Origin of the sequence: Caballeronia sordidicola (genome assembly GCF_000729995.1) — a bacterium.
In the GTDB taxonomy this organism is placed as follows: Bacteria; Pseudomonadota; Gammaproteobacteria; order Burkholderiales; family Burkholderiaceae; genus Caballeronia; species Caballeronia sordidicola_A.
Map to the genome: position 1 here is coordinate 262,491 of NZ_JNFG01000009.1, position 21,989 is coordinate 284,479.

Here is a 21,989-nt window from a genome sequence, read left to right on the forward strand (position 1 = left end):
AGACGGGAATGGAAGTCATTAACCATACAGTGATTAACCTCATTATCTTCGTTTTAGCCATTTATGTCGGCTACCACGTTGTCTGGAACGTCACACCCGCATTGCATACGCCGCTGATGGCTGTCACCAATGCAATTTCGGCAATCGTCATCGTAGGAGCGATGCTTGCGGCCGGCTTGACTGTCGGAGGAACCGGCAAGTTCTTTGGCACGCTCGCTGTTGGACTGGCTGCGGTAAACGTATTTGGCGGTTTTCTCGTGACCCGACGAATGCTAGAGATGTTCAAGAAGAAGGGACCGAAAAAGCTGACAAAGGAGAATTCGAAATGAGTATGACCGTCGTCACATTGCTGTATCTCGTTGCGTCGGTGTTCTTCATTCAGGCGCTCAAAGGGCTGTCGAATCCCAAGACTGCTCGGGCCGGCAACATGTTCGGCATGGGTGGTATGGCGATCGCGATTTTGACGACCATCGCTCTGATTTCAAAGCAGGCGTCGACCCTCGGTTCGAATCTTGGTCTGGGCATGGGTCTTTTGCTCGCCGGACTTATTGTCGGCGGCGCTGTCGGTGCACTCGTAGCGGCCCGGGTCGAGATGACCGAAATGCCAGAGCTCGTCGCTGCCATGCACTCACTGATTGGCCTTGCCGCGGTTTGCATCGCTTACGCCGTCGTATCCGAGCCATCGGCGTTCGGTCTCGTATCGCCAGATAGTCCGAATACAGGGTTCCTGCCATATGGCAACCGTATCGAACTTTCCGTCGGCACGTTCGTCGGTGCCGTCACCTTCTCCGGGTCAGTGATAGCTTTCGGCAAACTGGCTGGTAAATACAAGTTTCGGCTCTTTCAGGGGGCGCCCGTCATCTACGCAGGTCAGCACTTCATCAATCTGTTGCTCGCAATTGCGATGGTTAGCTTCGGCGTCGTTTTCTTTGTCACGCAGTCGTGGCTGCCGTTCATCGCCATGACCCTGATTGCCTTTGCTCTGGGCGTGCTAATCATCATCCCGATTGGCGGCGCAGATATGCCCGTTGTCGTGTCAATGCTCAACTCCTATTCGGGTTGGGCTGCGGCTGGCATCGGCTTCTCGTTGAACAACGCAATGTTGATTATTGCTGGTTCACTGGTTGGTTCGTCGGGCGCGATTCTGTCGCACATCATGTGCCACGCAATGAACCGCTCATTCCTCAACGTATTACTAGGCGGGTTTGGCGCTGAACCAGGCGCCGTCGTTGGCGCAGTGGGACAGGAGCAACGCCCCGTGAAGGCAGGTTCAGCGGACGATGCATCTTTCATGCTAGCCAACGCCGAGTCGGTTGTTATCGTGCCTGGTTATGGCTTGGCCGTCGCTCGCGCACAACATGCGTTGAAGGAATTGACGGACAAACTGGTCGAGAAAGGCATTGATGTTCGCTACGCGATTCACCCAGTGGCCGGACGGATGCCCGGCCATATGAACGTATTGCTAGCTGAGGCCGAGGTACCGTACGACCTCGTGTTCGAGATGGACGACATCAACAACGAGTTCGGGCAGACCGACGTCGTCCTGGTGCTCGGCGCGAATGACGTCGTGAACCCGGCAGCGAAAACGGACCCGAAGTCTCCAATTTCTGGCATGCCAATTATTGAAGCGTACAAGGCGCGTACCGTGATTGTTAACAAGCGTTCGATGGCGGCAGGCTACGCAGGCCTTGACAATGACCTGTTCTACATGGACAAGACGATGATGGTTTTCGGCGATGCGAAAAAGGTGATTGAGGACATGGTGAAGGCAGTCGAATAAAACAATGGCGGAAGTGGCCTGACCAGCCGGGCGAACCGTTGACTGACTTGTGGCAATCGCCTGGTGGGTTGGCCCCGATGCACATGTACCGCCAAATATGGGACGCTTAAAGTCATATATTGTCGAGACCGTTACGTCTCGGCGTTTTCTTTAGAACTCGAGGGCTTCATGAAATCAATTTCTGTGTCAGTTGTCGGCTTGGGACAGATGGGCAGCGCCTTAGTTGCGCCGCTCCTGCGAGGCGGAAACAAGGTTACCGTCTGGAACCGAAGCGCAGAAAAGGCCAAACCGTTGGTAGCACTCGGTGCTGAGCTTGCCGGCAACATCGAGGAAGCGGTCAACGCTAGCGAACTAATCATCGTTTGCCTCAGCGATTACGGCACGAGCGACTCGCTGTTCCGCTCGCCCGAAATTGAAGGACTATTGAAGGGGAAGACGCTTCTCCAATTGACCACCGGAACCGGCGACGAAGCCGCTCGCTCCGCCATTTGGGCTGACGACATCGGCATGGACTATCTTGACGGTGCGATTATGGATTATCCGCGCGCCGTTGGTACCCAAGAATGCATGCTCCTAGCCTCGGGGCCAGAGGCTTCGTATAAGCAATATGCAGATTATTTCCATCTGTTAGGCGGAGCCTTCACCTACGTCGGGAAGAATCCTGCAGCAGCTAATCATCTCGACGGTGGATTGCTAACGATGTACTACGCAACCACATTCGGCTTTCTACAAAGCGCCGCGATGTTGCAAGCAGCAGACGTATCCGTCGACACCCTGAAGCGCGCAGTGGATTCGTTCCGGCACGTCCTGGATAAGTCGGTCGCAAAGGCCGCCGACGCCATCTCGCGGAATGATTATGCGGGGAACGAGGCCTCAATTGTCGTTCATTCGTATGGTGTTCAATCTCTACGGGACCGAGCAAAATCGGCCGGAGTCGAGTACAGCTTGCTCCAGCTGTTTTCTGACTATCTGGAAAAAACCAAGGCCAAAGGGTTTGAAGCTGCTGAATTGCCTGCCGCATTCGAAGTTATCCGTCGAAAGTAAGCTTCGGATTGGTCGGACCTTCAACGTTCTGCACTCCTTCATTTCTCTAGTCGGCTTCAGTTCCCCCGGAGTCGCCACACTCCGGGCACGATATGCACACCGTCTCCAAACCTGGCCTTGTGGAATCAAAAAGTACAACCGCAGCGCTCCAGTGCCCTAACTATTCAGCCACCTTAACAACCAGCTTTCCGAAGTTTCCCCCCTTCAATAGGCCGTTGAGAGCAGCAGGCGCGTTCTCCAATCCTTGAACAATGTGCTCCCTGTGAGCGATACTGCCATCCTCCACACCCGGTGCAATGTCAGCCAGAAATGCAGGCAGTAAATGCTCCAGGTCGTAATTGATGTAGCCACGAATGGTGTAGCTCTTAACCAACGTCATCAACATAATGTCCCGGGCAGTAATCGTGTCTTCACCTGAAACGCCGTTGTAGTCGGCAATCAAGCCGCAGACAGGTACTCTTGCAAAGCGATTGAGCAACGGGAAAACAGCGTCCCAGACGGGGCCGCCGACGTTTTCAAAATACACATCAATTCCGTTCGGACACGCATCTGACAGTGCCTGCCCGAGTTCGCCTTTGCGATGGTCGATGACTACGTCAAAGCCAAAGACTTCCTTCACGTAAGAGCACTTCTCAGCACCGCCCGCAATCCCAACCACTTTCGCCCCTGCACGTCTTGCAATTTGACCAACGAGCGAGCCTACCGGGCCACTGGCCGAAGCGACCACAACCGTCTCACCGCGTTTCGGCTTCCCGATTTCAGCCATCCCAGCGTACGCAGTAAACCCCGGCATGCCCAAAACTCCCAAGTGAGCTTCCAACGGGATGGTACTTGGCGCAATCTTGCGCAATCTCGTCCCAGCCGAGAGACCATGGGTCGTCCAGCCGATAGGCGCCAGCACCACGTCACCCGGGGAATAGCCGTCAAGCTGAGAAGTGAGCACGCGCGCGACTACTTCACCAGCCATCGTCTGATTTAGCCCGACAGGTTCCACGTAGGACTCAACGTCATCCATCATTCCGCGCATGTAAGGGTCGAGCGACAACCAAAGGGTCTGAAGAAGGACCTGGCCTAAGGCAGGCTCTGGAATCGGCATTTTCTCAAGGCGAAAATCCGTTGTTTTAGGCTCGCCTTCGGGCCGTGCAGCTAGGACAATGCGTTGAGCATGGGAGTTATGTTGCATTGGGATATTCCATAAATAGACACGACTGCTTTCGGCCGTTCACACGACATCGATACAATGGAAAATGCATGCTAAGCACCGTGCGATTGTCGCGACAGGTGCGGCGAGGCCAACAACCGAGCGATCACTGGACATAGTGGACTTCGCACAGTTACGTCTATGGGCGTTCCAGGGCACTTTCCACTGGCACCAACGGAAAGTGTGCCTTATATCGGGTCGCACCCGTACAGTCATCGCCAAGTGCCAGCCATGTCCGAATCCCTGCAGCGGCCGCATGCCTAGAAATCGGTATATCGAAGCGCGGGTTTCCACACACCTCGCTTCCGTGTTTGAGAAGGTCCACGATTGCGTCCGCAACGACAACTTGCGGACGCAATCCATGACCCAGGATGACATGACTTTTTTTCCCTTGCAGGTGACACGCGTTGGTGCTGGCGGCAAACGCAGCTCCGATCCGGTAGACAAGCGACGACTGATTGATGCCTGCCAGCAACCGGGGACAGCGCTGTCCGGCCTGGCTCTGACGGCTGGGGCGAGTGCTAACCAGTTGCGCAAGTGGCTTCGGCTACACGAACAGTCGAATGCCCCTGTGAGGGAGGACATGGCTGGCGCGTGGGCATCCATCGTGCCGGTTGTCGAGATCGATGACCCAACGCCGGTGCTGTCTCCGGCACGCGCTCTGCAGCCCGTACCAGAACCGGAGCCGTCACGAATTTCACCACGATCGACACCGTCTGCGCGTATGTCGGCTCAGTTGCCCAACGACGCGAAGTTCAAGCTCGAAACCCCGGGACACGATGCCGAACTCGCGACCGCGATGACTGCCGCATCAGGAGCGTGCTGATGTTTCGCTTCGAGGCGGACCTGAAGGTCTTCCTGCACCGGGAGCCGATCGACTTTCTGGCTGGCATCAACAGCCTGGTGATGCTGGTCGAGCAGTCGATGCAGCTTGATCCATTTGCACGCGCCGTGTTTGCCTTCCACAACCGTAAGCGTAACCGGATCAAGTTGCGGCTGTACGAGCGTACCGGTTTCTGGCTCATGTTGCGGCGCCGTGAGGAAGACCACTTCGTCTGGCCACGTCGGCAACGATCGGTGATCAAGCTGACGCCGAACAACTGCACTGGCTGCTCAGGGGCATCGACATTGATGCAGTGTGACGCCACCCGGTGCGTGCGTACAGCCACGCGAGCTGGACGCCGGGCGTTACCGGTAACGACGGTTGGCCGGGCAGTTACAAATGGACGCAAACCCACCGGGCGCAGCACTTCGCTATCGTGGGGGCATGAGCGAAGATGACTTCTCCCGATTGCCAGCGGCGGCCCAGGCCTACATCCGTGAACTCGAGGCGCGCAACCGACAACTGGGCAAACGGACTGCGCCCCGACATGCCGTCACGCGTGCCTTTACGGACACTGTCGTCCTGATCGTCAGCGTATTAAACCTCGACCACCAGCGCCGGATCAAAAGCGGGGTTCTCCCATTTCAGATCGACAGGCGCGCCGGCCATATTGAGATTCTTCGCATAACCGCGTGGATTGGCGATCACCCGCGTAGCACCTACTGCGTAGTCAAACGAGTCGTGGACATGACCGTGAATCCAGAGATCGGCCAGATCAAGGATGTGACGCAGATCGCTCACGAACCCGGCGTTCACCGGATCATCGCGGTACCGCGGGTGAACTGAGGCCGGCGCCACGCCATGGTGGGTGACGACAACGGTGCGGCCATCGAACGGCGTCACGAGTTGTTCCTGGAGCCAGGCGAAGGATTTTTCGTGCTCGGCGAGCGCATGCTCCGGCATGAACCATTCGCCCTCCTCTGCCCGGATCACGGTGTGATCGTGCATAAAGCGACGCGCCATCAGCATGCTGCGCTCACGCGTGCCGTAGAGCGCATAGTCGGTCCACAGACAACAGCCGAGGAAACGCACGTCGCCCATGATCAGTTCATTGCGATCGAGATAGCGAACCTGCGTGCCCGCCGCCCGAGCCCGGATAGCCCGAGTCAGTTCCCCGTACACGGACCCGTAGGCCTCATGGTTGCCGTGCACATAAATCACCGGTACTGGCCAATCGGCGAAAATGTCGACCGCGTCGGACCCTGCGGCAATGTCACCGGCGAGCACCAGCACGTCGGCATCTGTCACGTCGAGCGCGCGGTAGTTGACAAAGCGTCGCCGCAGCGATTCAAGATGAAGGTCTGAAGCGATCTGGATGCGCATGCTGCTCTTGATGGCTTTGCCGGCGGATGGCGCGGCAGTTGTGGTTTAACGCGATTGCACAGCTGCAGTGGCAAAGGCGGCCTACTGTTCCAGCTACCGGTTCACCTGCGGGGAAACAGTGCACTCATCCAGAGTTAGCTCGCGGACCAGTTCTGGCGGCGCCTCGGGGCGACGCCATGCGCCCGAACAGGGCTTCAGCGTGCCTGCGGTCGTGCCGTACCAGTAGGTCGGCATAACGCCCGCCCGCTCCCGCCAGATGCCCGTCACCTGACAGAGATCGATCTTTGCGGCATCCCGCGCGCGCTCCAGCACAAAGACCGCGAACGTGCCAGAGTCCAGTTCCGAAGTCGCTTCGAGAAGCGCCTCAGGGCCACCGACGAGCCATCCGTCCGGCAGTTGGTCGCGATCGCGCATGCTCCGCGATGCGACGATCAGGAAGTTCAGCACCTCGTCCGTCCATCCCACACAGCGCCACGCCTGATAAGGTCCGGCGAGCGAGCGCCGCACCGGGTGGGACTCGGCCCAGCTTGGGTCTGTCACTAACATGCATTTTCCTTAAGGTGATTCCAATCTCGCGGCCACGTGCCGTCGGACCAAGCCCATTGCGTCCACGCGAGCGCGCCGTGGACGGCCGGACCGCGCCTCAGCCCCGTCAGTACTCGCCACGAATAACAACGCGCACTTGGCGTGTGTGGGGAGCCGTTTTGTTGACCGCCTTGCGCGGTCCCACCGATTCGTACGCAGCAGACTCAAAACATCCACGCACTTTCAGTCTTGTGACGAAAATTCGCCTCGAATCATATCAAATGAACACTATAGATTGTAGCCCTTTAGTGGTCGCAATGAGTTCATCAAGTTCTTTATCGAGAGGACTTGCATGCGCTCCGAAGCCAAGATCGGCAAGGCATTACAGCTGCTTCGACAGGCCGCCAACCTGACGCAGGAGGATTTCGAACTGGTGTCCAGCCGGACTTACATCAGCACGGTTGAGCGAGGACTGAAATCGCCCACGTTGGGGAAGATCGACCAGTTGGCGCACGTGCTGGGCGTCCATCCGCTTGCGCTGCTCACGCTCGCGTATATCGACAAGCTCACGCCCAAAGAAGTCGAACGGACCACCGCCGCTGTGTGCGCGCAACTACTGGACATCCTGAGCGCGAAATAGATGCCACCGATAGAGGCCACCGGGCGACGGACGAAGCCGGGCATGGCATACGCTGCGCCAGCTTGACGGCCGCGCGGCAGCCCTCCCTTCTGGGGAGCGTGCCATTCACTATCGCCCCGTTGGGGAGATTCCAGCGCTCAATCATCCCCACGCGAGGCAGTGATGCGCCCGAGCACCGGATGGCCGCCCGCCACAGGAACGCGATGCCGCCAGCCGCGCAGACCGCACGCCTCACGTCAATAGAAATTGAGCAGGCGGCGGGATGGGCGTCACCTCTGGTTGCACACGCCGCTCTACCCACCTCGCCCTCTGCCTGACGCCTGACGGGGCCGCCCTACGCCCCGGGTAGGACGGGATGAGGCCGAGCGCTCGGGCAGGCCTCCCATGGCCTCGCTGTGCCCGTAGCGGGGCCACCGTGGTTTGCCGCGATAATCAGGTTTATCACCGCAATGCTTTCCGTTTTCGGTGCAAAAACGCTTGTCTGGCGTTAGACCCGTGCGTGTTCTAGACTGGAATGTCCCGCCTGCGCCCGGCCCTCCTCGCTTTCGCCGAAGGTGTGCTGGCGTGCCGCCGCTGGAGGTCCGCCATGCCCCGCCCTGCCGCCGTCTCCGCCGACCAGATCCGCACTACCGTGCTCGCGATGCTCGCCGAGGCGGAGATGGATGCCGAGCACGCGCCGCCCACGAGTGCGCGTTTTCGCAAGGTCGTCTCGGTGCGCAAACCTGGGTGATCTGCAACGCCTGATCGCCTGGTGCGAGCGGGAGCGGCTCGGGCCCCGGTCCGATCTCACGCGCCACGACCTGCTCCTCTACCGCCGCACCCTCGAAACGCCAGCCCGAGCACGGTCCTGCCATCGGCGAAGAGAGGCGCCGCGGTGGCATCGCGTGCACTGGCGGTGGTCTCGAGCCTGTTCTGCTAGTGGCTCAAGACCGTCTACCTGATTGCGAATCCGGTCGCCGACCTGTCCGCGGGCGGCGCCGCCCGCTCGGCCTGGACACCGACCCGCATCATGCCGGCTCGTGTGATCGCGCTGTGCGATACGGTCGTCGCGGGTGCCGCCCCTGCGGGTCCCACCCCGCCCGTCTGGACACGTTGTTGCGCGATCTGGTCGCTGTACCGCTACGGTGGCGTGGGGCTTGCGGAACTGGTGGGGTCCGACTCCACCGGCTTACAGCGGCTGGATGTCGATGCTGAGGGCAACTGGACCCTGCATGTGCGCGGAAAGGGGAATAAGCGGCGGGCGATTCCGCTGCCCACCGTCTGCGTGCCGCCGCTACGCGCCGACTGCCACGGGCCCCCGCTCCGTTCGAACGGCTGCCGGTCATACAGCGGCGCGCTCGGTCACAGCGGCCTTTACGACGAAGTCAAGGCAGTCTTCGTGCGGCGGAAACCCTCGTTGCACCCGCTGACGGCGTGACGCTGGCGGTGCTGCGTGCGGCATCAACGCACTGGCTCTGACACGGCTACGCGCGCACGCTGGTCGTTGATAATGCGGCGCCGCTGCCGGTCGCGCAGCAGTTGCTCGGGCACGCCTGGGTGCAGACGACGGCGGTGTATGCGAAGACCGATCTGGCGCAGACGCGTACGTTTGTGGAGGGGAGTTTTGCGACGCGCACCCAAGGTAAGAGTCAAATGGCGTAGCCTAACGTAAGCGAAATTTGACAGATCGGCAGTCGCTTGTCGGCCGTATCTGCCGTCCAGCTACTCGCTAAAATTGTCGATAGCGAACAGGCGCTCATGAGAAAAGCAAATGCTCGTACCTGAACAACTGATCTAGGCAGAAGATGCGTTCCCGCCCGAGACCGCACATGGTTTGGCGAACGCGGCGAAAGCACTGGGCATCGTCGCCTATACGCCTGAGATCGGAGAATCTTGCCGTCACCGCGAGTCCTCGTTCCGGCTCGTCGGATTATAGGGAATCGTCACCATGACTAAAATGAAGACGGTGGTCGACTAATCGCATCGAGCACTCGCTGCAAAGCAGCAGCTTTTTTTTGGGAGAACTGGGAATGGAAATTCCACGTGGGGGACATTGGCGCAACTGGGTCGGAAACCAGTCATTCGTTGCGAGGCACATGGCCGCGCCCAGCTCGGAAGAGGAACTCGCGGCGCTGATGAAAGAAGCAACGGGTCAGGGGCTTGGCGTACGATGCGCCGGGTCGGGACACTCATTCACGCCCATCGTGGCGACAAGTGGAATGCTGCTGTCGCTCAAGGATTACCAGGGTGTTCTGCACGTCGACCGGGGGGCGAACCGGGTGACCGTCGCCGCCGGCACGAAAATCAACGCGATTACTCAGCACCTGAAGCAAGCCGGATTCTCGCTGAGTAACCAAGGCGATATCGACTCGCAAGCAATCGCGGGAGCGCTGGCGACCGGTACTCACGGAACGGGAACAACGCTCGGCAATCTCTCGTCCCAAGTGGTTGGTATGCGCATCGTTCGTCCCAATGGCAGCATTCTCGAGGTGAGCGACAAAACCGATGCTGACTTGTTGCACGCGACGCAGGTCAATCTTGGTCTATTCGGCGTAGTGTCACAAATTACGCTGCAGGTCATGGACTCCTACAACTTGCACGAGCGCATTTGGCGGGAGGATTTCGATGCATGCATGGAAATGCATGATGAGTTGGCAGTCAGGCATCGGCATTTCAGTTTTTTCTGGTGCCCGAAGTCCGAGAGTCGGCATCTCTACTGTCTTCCGGACACATCTCAGGCGTCAAATTCCGCGAAAGACTATGACGTTTGCGAAGTCAAAGTTATGGATATAACGTCCGAAACGCAGCCGTCTGAGTCACCCTTCGAAAAAATCGCCTACAGCTCCGAAGTCTACCCCATCGAGTATGTGCCCAATTTCCACGAACTCGAATATGCGGTGCCGGCCTCATACGGGAAGCAGGCACTTCGTGAAATCCGGGAGCTTATGCTTACAAAGCACACGGACTGCATCTTCCCAGTCGAGTATCGCTTCACTGCCGCTGACCTCGCCTGGATAAGTCCCTTCTACGAACAGGACAGCGTCACTATCTCCTGCTCTGGCGGCCCGAACGGCGTCGACTACTGGCCGTTCCTTCGCGATGTCGACGACATACTCCGACGCTACGGCTCGCGGCCGCACTGGGGGAAATTGCATTTCACGAACCGAGACGATGTCGACCGGCTGTTTCCAAAGGCCGCCGCATTCCGGGAGCTACGGCGAAGCGTTGACCCTGAAGGGTTTTTCCTGAATGACCATCTCAGGACACTGTTTAGCTGAGCGGCTCTTAGTCAATCCAATCCTGACCATTGGTTCAAAATGATATCGGCGCGCACACAGTTGTGCGCTGTTGGTTCGATGACAGTTGTCAAACAACGAATGGCCCGCATCTGCGGGCCATTCTTCATGCAATCAAGGGTGCTGCAACGCGTTACAGCGGTGTGATTTTCGAGGCTTGCTTACCCTTCGCGCCTTGCGTTACTTCAAACGATACCTTCTGATTTTCCTGCAGCGATTTAAAGCCGCTGCCTTGAATCTCAGAAAAATGCGCGAACAAGTCTTCGCCGCCGGCATCCGGCGTGATGAATCCAAATCCCTTCGCATCGTTAAACCACTTCACAGGCCCTGTTGCCATTCTCGGAATCCTTTGAATCGGGTTAGTCGTAAAGGCGCGCGAGCCAACTAGACTTCTGCGCCGGCATCAGGGGTCCACCACGTTGCCCAGACTTTCACACATTGCGTCCTCCCATTCTAGCCATCGACGAAATCAATCGCTGCGCGTGCGACAACCGGCAGAACTAGATGCTCCCGCCGTATCTCAGCCGCTCCGGTGTGAATGCGCCAACCCCTATGCCAAGGCGACGTGCGTTTGCTTCTTCCGAGTACACCGGTTCCTTGTTGGTCGTAAGTGTGATAACCGTTCGACCTCCTCCGGAACGCATCCACCAGCCGATTCAGCGGCCACACCTAACGCGATCGATTGCCCTAGCGCCGGTCGTCACCGTGTCGCCGATCAGCGCTGTGTGAGAACGGCACGACAACATCACGACCTCTAACGGATAGCCAACGTATGGACGTTCACGACCATTTGAAGCAAAGGCACCCTGACTTGCATCCTCGGAACTTCATGTGACTCTGGATTGTCCTCGCGCAGCAGCATGCGCACGGAAGGCTGTCGGATGGCATCCCTAGGTTCTGTCCGGCTGATGAACAACCATAACCAGATGGGGTGACTCAATGTGCAACAAAGATTCTAAGGAATCCATTCTGGCAGAGATCGCGGTCGCGTCGGTCGGTACCGTCGCCGAATCCGAGCACACAACTTCACGTCGTTTCGCTCATTCCGATCCGACGGAAGACGGTGTTGGACCGATGAGCATCGTGACGCCAGGGCATAGGCTCCTCGCAGCGGACCAACTTGCAGAGGTCGCCGAATTGACCATGCTGAATACAACAGATGCCGTGATACCAGGCGTCGACTGCACGCCCAGCGAAAACAAAGGAATCACGACCGGTCGCCGTGAATGCACGTTCGTCGGTGCAGGTGCCGATCTTTCGCGGATGCCTCAGGACTTGCGGGCTTTGCGGGAAGAACAGCGCCGCGGCATCCCGCCACGCTAGCTCCTACACCAGCAGGTTCGGACGTCGCCTCCATAACGCATCCGTAAGCGGCCTTCCGTTCCCAAAAGCTGTTTGCTCCAGTGACCCAACTTATACAAGGACACCCCCATGGGCAACCCCCAAAAGAACCTCTGGCATGTCTTCATTGAGGAATGCCAATTATGCCTCGTCGATATATGCACGCCTCTCATCGTCGTCGCACGGTGGGTACGGCGCCATATCGGCAAGTGAAACGTAAAAGCTACAAGCACGGAGATCCTAGATGAAAACCACACGCTTTACTGCAGCCAATGTTTGCGAGGTTATCAAGGTAGTGACCGACTTGGGCGTCACTGGCTACATCGACGCAAGCATCCCGCCCGAAGCGATTGCAACTTGGTACCGACGCCTGAGCGCCGACCTTAGGCGACCCATTGCACACTCGCGGCGCTTGCTGCGGCAAAACCAGCGTCGCACGACCCGGCCGATGCGCAAACGTACGCGCCGTCGGCGCCCGGGGCCGAGTCTGTGGCTCCCGAGACGAGGGCGCCCGCTCATCGTGCTTCGCTGATCCACATCAACTTGCTTTCCCGCGGGATCACGGGAACCTGGATCTGTCGGTCCCGTCATGACGAGCCGTCGCGACGGGACCGACAGATCCAGTTCACTGACTAACGGAGTTCCAGATGTTCAACGATCAACAGCAAACGCCACTGTTTTCCTTCATCCACCCGGACCACGCGTGCCTTCCCCGTCTCGTCAGGGCGTTTTGCAACACCGTCGCCACATTGGTGTTCTTCACCCCGGTTTTCATGGCCTGTACTTCGTGCCTTGGAATCGTGCTGGGGCTCGCTGGCCTACAGGAAACCTACCCAGCACTGGCGCGGGGGATTGCCCTCGGGGCAATCGACATGATCAAGGGCGGCACCATTGCGTTCACGGCCCTACTGCTCACCGTCGCCCTCTTCGAACGCGAGCAACTCGCTCAGCTCATCCGCGACGACCTGTATCAAATGATCGAGGACGAGATCATGCCCCGATATCGCTAAGCGTGCCGCTTGTATCAACACCTCCATCCCTTTGCCATTGCCCCTTGCCTGCACGGAGAATCACCATGAAGGATGCCATCGTATTCACTGCCCGCCTGCTCCCTCCGATCCTGACCGGCACCCTCGCGGGTGCCGGCATCAGGTCGGTTCTTCACCTCCATGACAGGTACTGGCTGCTCGCGATGTTGGTCTGCGCGGGCCTGGCGCTCGTACTTCACCATTTTGTTCGCGCGGCCCGATGGCTGATGATGACCGGGACCGTTGCCATGCTGGCGCTTGCGATTGGTCAGTATTCTGTGCTGTGTGCCGCTCTGCTCGGCGTCGGAATCTTATTGTGGCTGGCATTGCGTGCCCAGCATGGATACCGCAAGACTAGACAACCCACCCAGCGCCCCGTACAACAGCCCGCCCCACGCTCAGGGGCGCAAAACGCACCCGGCCAAGAGACGCCTCAGCGGGCGTACTCTCTGGACGACCGCGTACTGCGTGCCCGGTTCGCCTTTGACGCTATCACCGGCATGGCTGACACAAAGGGCCGGCTGCTCAATGCGGCGCGTGCAATCCTCACCAACCCCGCGCAGGCGAGAAATGGCATCCTGCTCTCCGGCGAACCTGGCAACGGTAAAACGATGTTTGCTGAAGCACTCGCCGGCGAGTTGCGAATCCCCTTCTTCTCGATCTCCTACCAGGACATCGCCTCAAAGTGGGTCAATGAAACGCCGGAGCGCGTGAAGGCGGCCTTTGCGCAGGCCACACGGTTGGGCCAGGCTGTTTTCCTGATTGATGAAATCGATGGTTTTATCAAATCACGCACCGATTCTCACCACATGGATCGCGATCTGACGAACACGATGCTCACCGAGATCGTTCGCCTGCGTGGCACCCGCATTATCCTGGTCGCGGCCACCAACGATCTCGACTGGCTCGACGGGGCCGCTGTGCGCGAAGGTCGTTTCGACTTCAAGATCGAGGTGCCACCGCCTGACGCACCGGCACGTGAAGCGCTGCTTTCCCGTACCGTCTTCAACGCGCTCGGACCCAACGCCCTCAGCGTACCGACGCTCAAAAGTCTCGCGGCTCGCTGGGAGGGGTTCAGTGCGGCGCGTCTGATGGCCTTTGGACCTCAGCTCGCCGACATGCGGCAAGGGGGCGCATTCAGTGGGGTCGTTTCGTTCGATATCGCGATGCGGGCCATGCGTCTCATCCAGGGATCGAAGGGGCACATGCCGGAGAAGGTCAAGACGATCGAGGAAATCATCATGCCGGACGCATCTCGTCAAGATCTGCGCGATCTTGCGTTCAAACTTCAGCACGTTTTCAACCTCGAAAAGCTGGGTGGAGACCTGCCACGGGGCCTGCTCTTTTACGGGCCACCAGGTACAGGCAAGACGCAAGCCGCTATGTCTCTCGCGGCAGCCAGCGGTTACGCATTTCTGAAAACGACAGGAGCGGAACTGCTCTCCAATCCATCATCATGGGACAAGTTTATTCGGAATGCGAATAATCTTAGACCGGTTATCGTGTTCATCGACGAGGCAGATGACGTGCTTTGCGACCGACGTATGTCAGGTGTGAGCGCTGCGACTAACAAGATCCTCACCACCATCGACGGCGTTGATGGTCGCGTGCGGGACGTGCTGTACATCGCCGCGACGAATCACCCGGACTCACTCGACAGCGCCGCGATTCGAGGCGGCAGGTTCGAGCAAAAAATTCGCTTTGATGTTCCAAGCGATGAGGCGCTCGCGACGTATGTACGCACGAAACTCCGGTCGCTCGCAGGCTGCGCATTTGGGGTTTCGCGCCATACAACGGAATACCTCGTGTCGGAACTTCTTGGACGCACGATAGCTGACGCAGACTCTGTGCTACAGCGTGTGATAGATAGTGCGGCGCTCAGGCATTTGCGTGAAGGTACCAGGACTATCACCATGGTCGATATGCGTTCTGCGTTGCGTAGTACGCTCAATGATGATTAGCCATGCCTGGGTATTCTCTTGCTCGTCCAGGCCTAATCCGGAGTACGAGCTACTTCCGGACGAGCAGTCACTCGAATCACGGCAATTGATGCTGGGGTTAGTGGTGGAATGGACAGTCAATTCGCCGGAGACAGCGGCGTCGGCAATCAGCACAGTGACCCGAGCGATTAGCGATCTGCTCAGTGCTTGCCGATACCACGACGTGATCGGAGAATGCGCGTTACTTCGTCGTACATCACGCATGGCTCGCCGGACAATGACTCGGAATATCGTCGAGGTTCCTGTTGCGCCGGGCTAGCAGGGTGCCGAAACGCGCGGTGCGAAGCCCGAGCCGCACTCGTCTCATCGCGGTTGGATTGGTTTGAATTATTAATCGCCGCCGGTGCTCCATCGACATCTCACCAATGCATTCCAGCTCGCATCAAACTGGAATGCCAGCACGTTGCGTGGTTGATGGACCCAGCCCGAAGACCGTGCCCGTGCCCGTGCCCGCGATATAACAATCTCGTGTTTCTCTTCGCACGATTGCATGCGACAGTGCCCTCGCGATCATTGCCGGTCAACCGCACGAACTAAGGTGCGACCACTCTTGTGTCACATATGGAAGGCGACTACGGTCAGTATCGGTCGCGTTCGAGCTTACCAATACTCAAGCTGATCTCGCCCCGAGCATCACAGCATTGATCGTCGTGCCGTGTGGTTTCGCGCCGCAAGACCTTGTGCACATTGTCAACCTGCCTCTTTAAGTCGAATGCGCGCATACCCGATTTACGGGAACGTGACTGATGTAGTTGAGCCACACAGACTCGGACCAAACAATAAGCGCCAAATTGTTTTGCCGCCTCTGCGACTTGCCACGTCAGGCTGGAACGCTTTGGTTGATGGTTACCGGAACGCTGGCAGCGCGCGGCCGACTTGCAACGAACGCTTGCCATCGCAGAATTAAATCAACCGCTGGCCGCACAATCTTTACTGGATGCCCAACCGCAGGCGCCCGCGCTCTGTAGAGGTTGGCCACATCGGGATTCCGTGCGGCTGCGCACAGCGCATCCGTGCCGTCCAGTGTCGCAATAGAGAAGAGCAAGGATCTATGAGAATCTCGAAGATAAAATCAAGGATGTTCGGCGCTCATCAAACGAGCGAGCACGTGCATGGACCGTTTCAATTTGGCCGCCGTTCGTATCGCGAGTTGGAGAGGGAACAGGCAACCAGACGCGTGATGTTGGGCACCGTTGTCCTCGTCATCTGGCCAATGTGCGCAGGGACGATTCGACCAGAGCCAAACATTGATGCGTTTCTCGTGGTGCTGCTCTACGTAGTCTATGGCGCCGCCAGCTGGCTGGCTGTTGACCTGGTAAGCCGGTCGTTGCGTGCTCGACTCGCCGTTACTACGCTCCTCGACCAGGCGCTGGTTATATGGCTGCTTGCCGCCGCGCCACTTTCCCTCCCAATGATGTGGGTAGTGTTTTGGTTTCTGATCGACTCGGGATGCCGTTTCGGCAAATCGACGCTGACACTATCCTGTGCCTCCGCCGTCAGCGGAATACTCTTTCTGGCTCTGCTGAGTCCTTGGTGGATCGAGAACCGACCAGTAGCATTGGGACTCGCGCTCAGCGTAATGGCGACTTCGTTTTACTTGGGTTTGCTGGGCGAGCGCCTCGGCCGTGTCATCGAACAACTCACCCACCAGGCCGGTACCGATCCTCTTACGGGCCTATGTAACCGCTTCGCGTTGTACGAAAGGCTCGAACAAGCCATCCTGGCAACATCGACTTCTCCGACATCTGCGCTCATGTTGATCGACCTCGACGGCTTTAAAGTGGTCAACGATAGCTATGGTCATGCTGTGGGTGACGTGCTGCTTCAGACATTCGCAGGCCTGCTCGAATCACGCATGCGCAAGGTCGATACCGTCGCCCGACTGGGCGGCGATGAATTCGTTGTGCTTGCTCGCGATATACAAGACAAAAACGCCGTACTCGCGATTGCTGGCGCCGTTCATTCGGCGCTCGCCGACATGACATCGATACAAGGTCACACGGTGAACGTGTCGGCAAGTATCGGTGCCTGCATGGTATCCGCCCCCACGGATATTGCAGCGCTGTTGGGCACTGCGGACCGCGCCATGTACCGGGCGAAAACGCTCGGCGCGGGGCGCACGGTTTTCAGCGACGAGAATCATTTCGGGAAGAGCTAAGTGTCTCCCTCTACCGAGCCAACGATCAATCATAGCGATCTAGAAAACGCTTGCGCAATGGCCCGGTGCTTTCCGCCGCAATGCCGCGGTAACTTGGTACTGCAAGACCAAGAGTAGGGAGTACCCCTGCTTGGTCAGGCAATCCGTTGCTCGGTGTCTTGACTGGTTCAAATCTAAGCGCGACCCACGAAATGTTTGTCGCTGATCTTCCGCGTCAAGCGCGGACAGTTCCTTGTTTTCCACCATACCGCCGAATTTCCCGAGGGCTGTGTAGCAATGGCAATGCTCGTGAATCACGCGGGCATTTTCGAGATCACTATGGCATGGCAGAGCTCGGTTTTATCAGGCTGCCGCTTTCTTCTCCCCCACATCAGCCGAGGCTCTTTGCGAGGTGAACACGCGGGCTACTCGAGGACGGTACTACGCTGCCTTTCTTGGAGTTCTTTTAACTGCATCCAACCCCAGGAAAGGGAATGCCGATTCGGATTCTGCTCACACCCCTTTTAGGACTCTGATGCGATGGACAACCTTTCCATGTTGACATACTCCTGTGCCAAAGACAGGGAGTCGCCGATCAAATCAGAGCCATTGCAATGGCGATAAGCGCCGGTATCACCATTGCACTTGGATGCATCCGTAACAAAGATCTGATGCGATGGTGGCGACAGAGGGAACCATCTGCCAACTAATAATAAGGCGGAGCGCCGGGTATTGCGTGGATAACTGCGTTTGATTCAACTCGCGCGATTTTAGGCTACCGGCTCCGTGATCGGCCCGGGGTGAGTTCGACTTCCTGGACGCGAATGGGCCGGACGGTTAGTTGCATATGTCGCAAGCGACCCATTATTTTAGTTTCTAGGCACACCGTTTGACGTTGCCGCGCACATGAGCACGTGAACTTTTCAACGCGCACCGGCGCAGTCAAGATGGGTGCGCTTCACGTTTCTCTCCCGCGGTTTAGCGCATCCCGGGCAATCCATCCATGAACTGGAGTGTCGCGTAGTCTTGCACTAGTTTTTCGAAACTGCGGACGACATCCGCTTCCATTTCCCGCAAGCCCTTCTCCCCATGTAAATTAGATTTGCCCGTCGCGTTGAATCGGCGATTGAAATAGGCGCTCACCTCATCAATTTTTTCAGGGCTGTCCGAGTCGGTATAGAGGACAGATCGGGGCGACGCGGCATCGTAGAACAGGTTGTACTTCCACTTGGGTACGAACGAGACAGGCTTCGACTCAGTGATTAAAAACGAGCCGATGAGTCGTAGCCGATCTTTCTTCCCCTTCGGGGTCACAAACGTCCATACCTTGCGAGGAAGGCGTTCCCTCAGTTGTTCAAGCAGGGCTCCGTCAGACCCGAGCGTACCGATGCGACCCTCCTTCATATCGAGCGCGAAGTCTCTCCAGTGATAGAAAATATCCACGTCTCTCCTAGCTGTTAATCAATGCGATGCAGGGTCTCCCCCGGGGAAATCCGACGGAGAATTTTCCAACCCATTCTAACGCCCGCGACAACACTCGTTTCGCATACCTGCCTCGGCAGACAACAGATGCTCTTCTTCGCCCTCACCTATTGCCGTCGTCGATGACAAGAGCCAAGGCTAACCGGGCATCTTCGAGCTCCTGGACTGCGGCCGTTAGACGTGCAAGCTCCAGCGCGGAAGCTTGTCGCTCTCCTACGGCGGTGAGGCGCGCCTCTATCGCAGCAGACGCGGCTTGCACTTCGCGGGCGGCCTCGGCCACTCTTGCCATCGCCGCTGCTTCGCGAGGATTTGAATTCCCAGCTTTCATGTTTGCATTGTGGATTGCATTGCCGCGCATCACCGTCTCGCCTACCGCCTAAAGTCGGCCGCCTCTAGCTGGATAGAATCGGCCGTGAGTCGACGCGCCTTGCGTTCAGCGACGGCAACGATTCGCTGGCGTCCGTCATTGAAAATCCTGAGGACGCGTGCATCGTCCGCACCAGGCTGAAGCCAAAAGTAGTGTTGCAGCGATTCGCGCGAAACCGTGCATTTCACGACGCGACCGGCAGCGATGAGTTCGAAGGCGACCGAGAGTCCGCCCTCAATGACAACAGCTTCAGTCGAATTGGTTGTGTTCATTGCCACCTCATGCGAACCGATGATCCTCTAACGCATGGTGACATACCTGAAGCATCCGTTGAACGATCGTACTGGCCGGGTTCACTTTCATGTCGCCCTTGAAGAGACCCTGAACGTCTGCTTGGATCAACGCAATGCCTTCGCCGCGCAGATCATGCCTCGTAATTTGCAGCGCTAACCGCCCAAGGCGAACTCGATCAAGCCACGGCAGACTCAGCCGGTTGCGCGAAAGCCACGAGCGGCAGGAGATCACCGAGAGGTCCACTCGCCAGTCACTGGTCAGCGCGTAGGTCGCCGCCGTCGTGGCGACGAGATAGCACAGCAGGTCAGCGCACGCGTCGGGCAAGAGGTTCATTTCACGAATTTTCATACATCCACTTTTACAATAAAACCCTGGAAGACACTACCCAAGATCTAGCGTTTATTCGGCTGGGGAGCGACCACTAATGCGTTGCATCGCAGCGGCTTTTTTATAGACTGCGCGGCTCAACATCCTACGACGATTCGTCGGATCAGAAGTGCTGCATATAGCGCCAAGCCCGTGACTCGGCGCTACCGCCGCTGGAACGACAGCGGGCAAGTTCGTTCATACGGGTACCAACTTGTCGAATCAAAAGTAGCGAATGACTGTTTCAATTGCGCGACCCGACGCCTGAAGCGTCGATCGCCCGCGCGGCAACCGCAGCGCTTCAAAAAAGCGTTTAGCGTATCATTTTGGAAGTCGCGGAACCGCCAGAACACGCATTGTAAAAGTGATGCTCCGCTCCCATTGAATAATAAAACAGACGTAGATAAATGACGCAGGCTTTAGCCACGTTCCATCTCAGTCATGGACCCAAAAACCGACCTACCCTCGTCTTCTTGCCGGGCGCCCTCATTCCGCCAAACGCCATCGCGCCCGTCACAAGAATCGTTAAACTTCGCGCGATTGGTGTGGGCTGGCTCGAGGGTGCGGGCCCGCACGACCTTCACTCGGTTGCAGCGCGTGTAGCGATTTTACTAAGAGAGCTTGGACCAACCGTGTTGATAGGGCATTCGGTAGGTACACCTATCGCGGCGCTCGCCGCTGCGATCGATTTACGCTCGACAAATAGCAACGCGGTTGGTCTCGTGCTGAGCAATAGTGGAGCCAATACAAAGGGGCATGGCGATGTCGAATCAGTCATCGAGCGCGTCCTTCAGACATGGGGGCCACCGCTGTGGAAAGCCATGACCGAACGCTCGCTTGGAAGCGCCTGCCCCGCCGAGCTTGTGGACTCGTTTATGACGTATCCACGCCGCATTACCGCTGAAGCGACCGTCCAGAGCCTGCGCAGCTTGCAACAGACTGATCTTACAAGCATGCTCAGCGAACTATCATCCCTTCCCACCGCAGTGGTCCATGGAAATCGTGACCCGGCTCGCACTTTGTCCCATGCAGAAAGCCTGAGCGACGGCATTCCGGGCTCGAGACTTGTGGTGCTTGAAACGGGCCATACGTCGTGCGTCGAAGCACCCGACGAATTCGCCAAAGTAATACACGCTGTCGTTGAGCAAGGCCTAGGAGCCGGCACCGGAAGCACAGTTTAGCAACTGGCCTTTCGGAATCAGAAAATGTGTGTGCGAGGCACTACGACTCCAGATCAAATGAGGGCCGGCCCCTCTTCAGTGTTGCGCTTGCGCTCGCCAAGATTCGCAGACCATCCAATCCGCTTCTTGCACAACACACGCTGGCGATTGTATAAGCTCGGCTCTGAGCGCAAAGCCAATCTGTTCAGCTGAATTTCAGAAATTTCGGGGCGTGAACGATTCGATCCTGCCGAACATCGGGGGCATTAATCCCGAGCTGATCGTTCGGCGACATTCGCTTTCAAGCCAATGCGAACAACCTTAGCATGACCTCGAACAGCGGCCGATTCTGATCGTTTCGGTGCGAATGCCCTCTTCGATTGAGTTTTGCTTCGGCGCGCGCAAGTCGCTGTGCCGCCATCAACGCGTCCCTCTTGGGTCGATGTGCCTGGGCACGCGCCGCATTGCGATCCCGACGAAGACTCTCCACCTCCTTTTCGAGAGCTGCCAACCGGTCATTCATGCGATGCACGTGAATGACAAGTGGCGCGAACATACTTTCCCTTACCGTACGGAAAATAGGCGATCTCGTTTGCGTTGTCGATATGGCGCTGCATCGGGCTTTCGAGGTCGACCTCGCCCGCGGGGAGCCCGCGAACATCCCCTCCTCTGTTTTTCTTTCCTCTGCGTAGCTCACGATTGCCTCCTGGCGATCTTCGATTTTTCGTTACCTGTATCAACTAATGAAACCGCATTTGGTCGGATGTAGATCGATGGCCCACCGTCGAATGAAAGATGTGCATCCTGATATAGCGCAAGGTATGTCGCCTCTCTTCCATCTGACAAGCCTGAGGGCCACTGCTTTGAGCGCGACGATACGGTTGGCCGCAACATGGTGTAACGGTCGATGAGGTTCTCCATCGACGCTACCTGGGCTCGTGCGGCATTGCACGAGCTGGATCGGTTTGCGTGCCAGATCAGGTGCGGCCCGTTGCTCACGGAGATAAATATAACTTTCGTGCACGAACCCCAAGAGTAGCGGTCGAGCCAGATACGCTGCACCGCCCGCATTTCGCAGTATTTCCGTCCTTCGTATCGCTTGTGGATAACGTCAAGCAGCATGTCCGGCCAAGATGAATGTCG

General features: G+C 57.8%; 22 protein-coding genes. 14 read left to right on the top strand and 8 right to left on the bottom strand.

Going from position 1 to position 21,989, the window contains the following annotated elements:
* Positions 1–8: 8 nt before the first annotated feature.
* The 3 genes from FH08_RS0110605 (at position 9) to FH08_RS0110615 (ending at position 2,824) form a co-directional block, all read left to right on the top strand.
* A complete protein-coding gene (locus FH08_RS0110605) occupies positions 9–329 on the top strand; it encodes an NAD(P) transhydrogenase subunit alpha (RefSeq protein WP_031358295.1) in 321 nt (106 codons plus the stop codon).
* On the top strand, positions 326–1,780 hold the full coding sequence (locus FH08_RS0110610) for an NAD(P)(+) transhydrogenase (Re/Si-specific) subunit beta (protein ID WP_031358296.1): 1,455 nt from the start codon (positions 326–328) through the stop codon (positions 1,778–1,780). The genes FH08_RS0110605 and FH08_RS0110610 overlap by 4 nt, the downstream gene beginning before the upstream one ends.
* A 168-nt stretch (positions 1,781–1,948) precedes the next feature.
* Positions 1,949–2,824 carry an NAD(P)-dependent oxidoreductase gene (locus FH08_RS0110615; protein ID WP_075583317.1) on the top strand — a complete coding sequence of 292 codons (876 nt, stop codon included), beginning with the start codon at positions 1,949–1,951 and terminating at the stop codon, positions 2,822–2,824.
* A 160-nt stretch (positions 2,825–2,984) separates the two neighbouring features.
* Here the strand turns inward: FH08_RS0110615 and FH08_RS0110620 are convergent, their stop codons facing one another.
* A complete protein-coding gene (locus tag FH08_RS0110620) occupies positions 2,985–4,007 on the bottom strand; it encodes an NADP-dependent oxidoreductase (protein WP_031358298.1) in 1,023 nt (340 codons plus the stop codon).
* 394 nt (positions 4,008–4,401) lie between these two features.
* Here FH08_RS0110620 and FH08_RS0110625 point away from each other — a divergent pair, with 394 nt between their 5' ends.
* Both FH08_RS0110625 and tnpB read left to right on the top strand, forming a co-directional pair.
* Entirely contained in the window at positions 4,402–4,851 is a 450-nt protein-coding gene (locus FH08_RS0110625) for an IS66 family insertion sequence element accessory protein TnpB (RefSeq protein ID WP_235210328.1), read from the top strand.
* Positions 4,851–5,306, top strand: coding sequence for an IS66 family insertion sequence element accessory protein TnpB (gene tnpB, locus FH08_RS48335; RefSeq protein WP_075583318.1), 456 nt, complete (start codon positions 4,851–4,853; stop codon positions 5,304–5,306). The genes FH08_RS0110625 and tnpB overlap by 1 nt, the downstream gene beginning before the upstream one ends.
* Before the next feature lie 139 nt (positions 5,307–5,445).
* On the opposite strand, the gene FH08_RS0110635 is transcribed toward tnpB, so the two are convergent.
* Both FH08_RS0110635 and FH08_RS0110640 read right to left on the bottom strand, forming a co-directional pair.
* Positions 5,446–6,231: a metallophosphoesterase gene (locus FH08_RS0110635; protein WP_031358300.1), complete on the bottom strand. Its 786-nt coding sequence runs from the start codon at positions 6,229–6,231 to the stop codon at positions 5,446–5,448.
* Between the two features lie 93 nt (positions 6,232–6,324).
* Entirely contained in the window at positions 6,325–6,777 is a 453-nt protein-coding gene (locus tag FH08_RS0110640; RefSeq protein ID WP_031358301.1) for a hypothetical protein, read from the bottom strand.
* Positions 6,778–7,108: 331 nt separating this feature from the next.
* Here FH08_RS0110640 and FH08_RS0110645 point away from each other — a divergent pair, with 331 nt between their 5' ends.
* The 4 genes from FH08_RS0110645 (at position 7,109) to FH08_RS0110655 (ending at position 10,653) form a co-directional block, all read left to right on the top strand.
* Positions 7,109–7,396 carry a helix-turn-helix domain-containing protein gene (locus FH08_RS0110645; RefSeq protein WP_031358302.1) on the top strand — a complete coding sequence of 96 codons (288 nt, stop codon included), beginning with the start codon at positions 7,109–7,111 and terminating at the stop codon, positions 7,394–7,396.
* Between the two features lie 586 nt (positions 7,397–7,982).
* The gene (locus tag FH08_RS51780) at positions 7,983–8,126 is read left to right on the top strand and encodes a hypothetical protein (RefSeq protein ID WP_419177992.1); all 144 of its coding nucleotides are present in this window, start codon (positions 7,983–7,985) and stop codon (positions 8,124–8,126) included.
* A gap of 279 nt (positions 8,127–8,405) precedes the next feature.
* Positions 8,406–8,813: a hypothetical protein gene (locus tag FH08_RS49420; RefSeq protein WP_051888107.1), complete on the top strand. Its 408-nt coding sequence runs from the start codon at positions 8,406–8,408 to the stop codon at positions 8,811–8,813.
* Between the two features lie 592 nt (positions 8,814–9,405).
* A complete protein-coding gene (locus FH08_RS0110655) occupies positions 9,406–10,653 on the top strand; it encodes a D-arabinono-1,4-lactone oxidase (RefSeq protein ID WP_031358303.1) in 1,248 nt (415 codons plus the stop codon).
* A gap of 151 nt (positions 10,654–10,804) precedes the next feature.
* Here FH08_RS0110655 and FH08_RS0110660 read toward each other — a convergent pair whose 3' ends face one another.
* Positions 10,805–11,008 (bottom strand): cold-shock protein, encoded by a 204-nt coding sequence (locus FH08_RS0110660; RefSeq protein ID WP_031358304.1) that lies wholly within the window; start codon positions 11,006–11,008, stop codon positions 10,805–10,807.
* A gap of 602 nt (positions 11,009–11,610) precedes the next feature.
* Between FH08_RS0110660 and FH08_RS0110665 the strand changes: the two genes are divergently transcribed.
* From FH08_RS0110665 to FH08_RS0110680, 4 genes are all read left to right on the top strand, one after another.
* On the top strand, positions 11,611–11,994 hold the full coding sequence (locus FH08_RS0110665; RefSeq protein WP_031358305.1) for a hypothetical protein: 384 nt from the start codon (positions 11,611–11,613) through the stop codon (positions 11,992–11,994).
* Between the two features lie 665 nt (positions 11,995–12,659).
* The gene (locus FH08_RS0110670; RefSeq protein WP_031358306.1) at positions 12,660–13,022 is read left to right on the top strand and encodes a hypothetical protein; all 363 of its coding nucleotides are present in this window, start codon (positions 12,660–12,662) and stop codon (positions 13,020–13,022) included.
* A 65-nt stretch (positions 13,023–13,087) separates the two neighbouring features.
* Positions 13,088–15,001: an AAA family ATPase gene (locus FH08_RS0110675; protein WP_035565828.1), complete on the top strand. Its 1,914-nt coding sequence runs from the start codon at positions 13,088–13,090 to the stop codon at positions 14,999–15,001.
* Positions 15,002–16,148: 1,147 nt separating this feature from the next.
* Entirely contained in the window at positions 16,149–17,198 is a 1,050-nt protein-coding gene (locus tag FH08_RS0110680) for a GGDEF domain-containing protein (protein ID WP_235210329.1), read from the top strand.
* Between the two features lie 957 nt (positions 17,199–18,155).
* On the opposite strand, the gene FH08_RS0110685 is transcribed toward FH08_RS0110680, so the two are convergent.
* From FH08_RS0110685 to FH08_RS0110700, 4 genes are all read right to left on the bottom strand, one after another.
* On the bottom strand, positions 18,156–18,620 hold the full coding sequence (locus tag FH08_RS0110685; RefSeq protein WP_051888108.1) for a hypothetical protein: 465 nt from the start codon (positions 18,618–18,620) through the stop codon (positions 18,156–18,158).
* Between the two features lie 142 nt (positions 18,621–18,762).
* Complete coding sequence (locus FH08_RS0110690; RefSeq protein WP_031358310.1) at positions 18,763–19,017, bottom strand: hypothetical protein; 255 nt, start codon at positions 19,015–19,017, stop codon at positions 18,763–18,765.
* An 11-nt stretch (positions 19,018–19,028) separates the two neighbouring features.
* Entirely contained in the window at positions 19,029–19,298 is a 270-nt protein-coding gene (locus tag FH08_RS0110695) for a DUF1488 family protein (RefSeq protein WP_051888109.1), read from the bottom strand.
* Positions 19,299–19,305: 7 nt separating this feature from the next.
* Positions 19,306–19,668, bottom strand: coding sequence for a hypothetical protein (locus FH08_RS0110700; RefSeq protein ID WP_031358312.1), 363 nt, complete (start codon positions 19,666–19,668; stop codon positions 19,306–19,308).
* Between the two features lie 425 nt (positions 19,669–20,093).
* Between FH08_RS0110700 and FH08_RS0110705 the strand changes: the two genes are divergently transcribed.
* Positions 20,094–20,867: an alpha/beta fold hydrolase gene (locus FH08_RS0110705; RefSeq protein ID WP_051888110.1), complete on the top strand. Its 774-nt coding sequence runs from the start codon at positions 20,094–20,096 to the stop codon at positions 20,865–20,867.
* The last annotated feature ends 1,122 nt before the right edge of the window (positions 20,868–21,989 follow it).

Excerpts from the sequence above, each read along its gene's own strand:
- FH08_RS0110605 (WP_031358295.1), top strand. The coding sequence starts at position 9 with ATGGAAGTCATTAACCATACAGTGATTAACCTCATTATCTTCGTTTTA.
- FH08_RS0110610 (WP_031358296.1), top strand. The coding sequence starts at position 326 with ATGAGTATGACCGTCGTCACATTGCTGTATCTCGTTGCGTCGGTGTTC.
- FH08_RS0110615 (WP_075583317.1), top strand. The coding sequence starts at position 1,949 with ATGAAATCAATTTCTGTGTCAGTTGTCGGCTTGGGACAGATGGGCAGC.
- FH08_RS0110620 (WP_031358298.1), bottom strand. The coding sequence starts at position 4,007 with ATGCAACATAACTCCCATGCTCAACGCATTGTCCTAGCTGCACGGCCC.
- FH08_RS0110625 (WP_235210328.1), top strand. The coding sequence starts at position 4,402 with ATGACTTTTTTTCCCTTGCAGGTGACACGCGTTGGTGCTGGCGGCAAA.
- tnpB (WP_075583318.1), top strand. The coding sequence starts at position 4,851 with ATGTTTCGCTTCGAGGCGGACCTGAAGGTCTTCCTGCACCGGGAGCCG.
- FH08_RS0110635 (WP_031358300.1), bottom strand. The coding sequence starts at position 6,231 with ATGCGCATCCAGATCGCTTCAGACCTTCATCTTGAATCGCTGCGGCGA.
- FH08_RS0110640 (WP_031358301.1), bottom strand. The coding sequence starts at position 6,777 with ATGTTAGTGACAGACCCAAGCTGGGCCGAGTCCCACCCGGTGCGGCGC.
- FH08_RS0110645 (WP_031358302.1), top strand. The coding sequence starts at position 7,109 with ATGCGCTCCGAAGCCAAGATCGGCAAGGCATTACAGCTGCTTCGACAG.
- FH08_RS51780 (WP_419177992.1), top strand. The coding sequence starts at position 7,983 with ATGCCCCGCCCTGCCGCCGTCTCCGCCGACCAGATCCGCACTACCGTG.
- FH08_RS49420 (WP_051888107.1), top strand. The coding sequence starts at position 8,406 with ATGCCGGCTCGTGTGATCGCGCTGTGCGATACGGTCGTCGCGGGTGCC.
- FH08_RS0110655 (WP_031358303.1), top strand. The coding sequence starts at position 9,406 with ATGGAAATTCCACGTGGGGGACATTGGCGCAACTGGGTCGGAAACCAG.
- FH08_RS0110660 (WP_031358304.1), bottom strand. The coding sequence starts at position 11,008 with ATGGCAACAGGGCCTGTGAAGTGGTTTAACGATGCGAAGGGATTTGGA.
- FH08_RS0110665 (WP_031358305.1), top strand. The coding sequence starts at position 11,611 with ATGTGCAACAAAGATTCTAAGGAATCCATTCTGGCAGAGATCGCGGTC.
- FH08_RS0110670 (WP_031358306.1), top strand. The coding sequence starts at position 12,660 with ATGTTCAACGATCAACAGCAAACGCCACTGTTTTCCTTCATCCACCCG.
- FH08_RS0110675 (WP_035565828.1), top strand. The coding sequence starts at position 13,088 with ATGAAGGATGCCATCGTATTCACTGCCCGCCTGCTCCCTCCGATCCTG.
- FH08_RS0110690 (WP_031358310.1), bottom strand. The coding sequence starts at position 19,017 with ATGCGCGGCAATGCAATCCACAATGCAAACATGAAAGCTGGGAATTCA.
- FH08_RS0110695 (WP_051888109.1), bottom strand. The coding sequence starts at position 19,298 with ATGAACACAACCAATTCGACTGAAGCTGTTGTCATTGAGGGCGGACTC.
- FH08_RS0110700 (WP_031358312.1), bottom strand. The coding sequence starts at position 19,668 with ATGAAAATTCGTGAAATGAACCTCTTGCCCGACGCGTGCGCTGACCTG.
- FH08_RS0110705 (WP_051888110.1), top strand. The coding sequence starts at position 20,094 with ATGACGCAGGCTTTAGCCACGTTCCATCTCAGTCATGGACCCAAAAAC.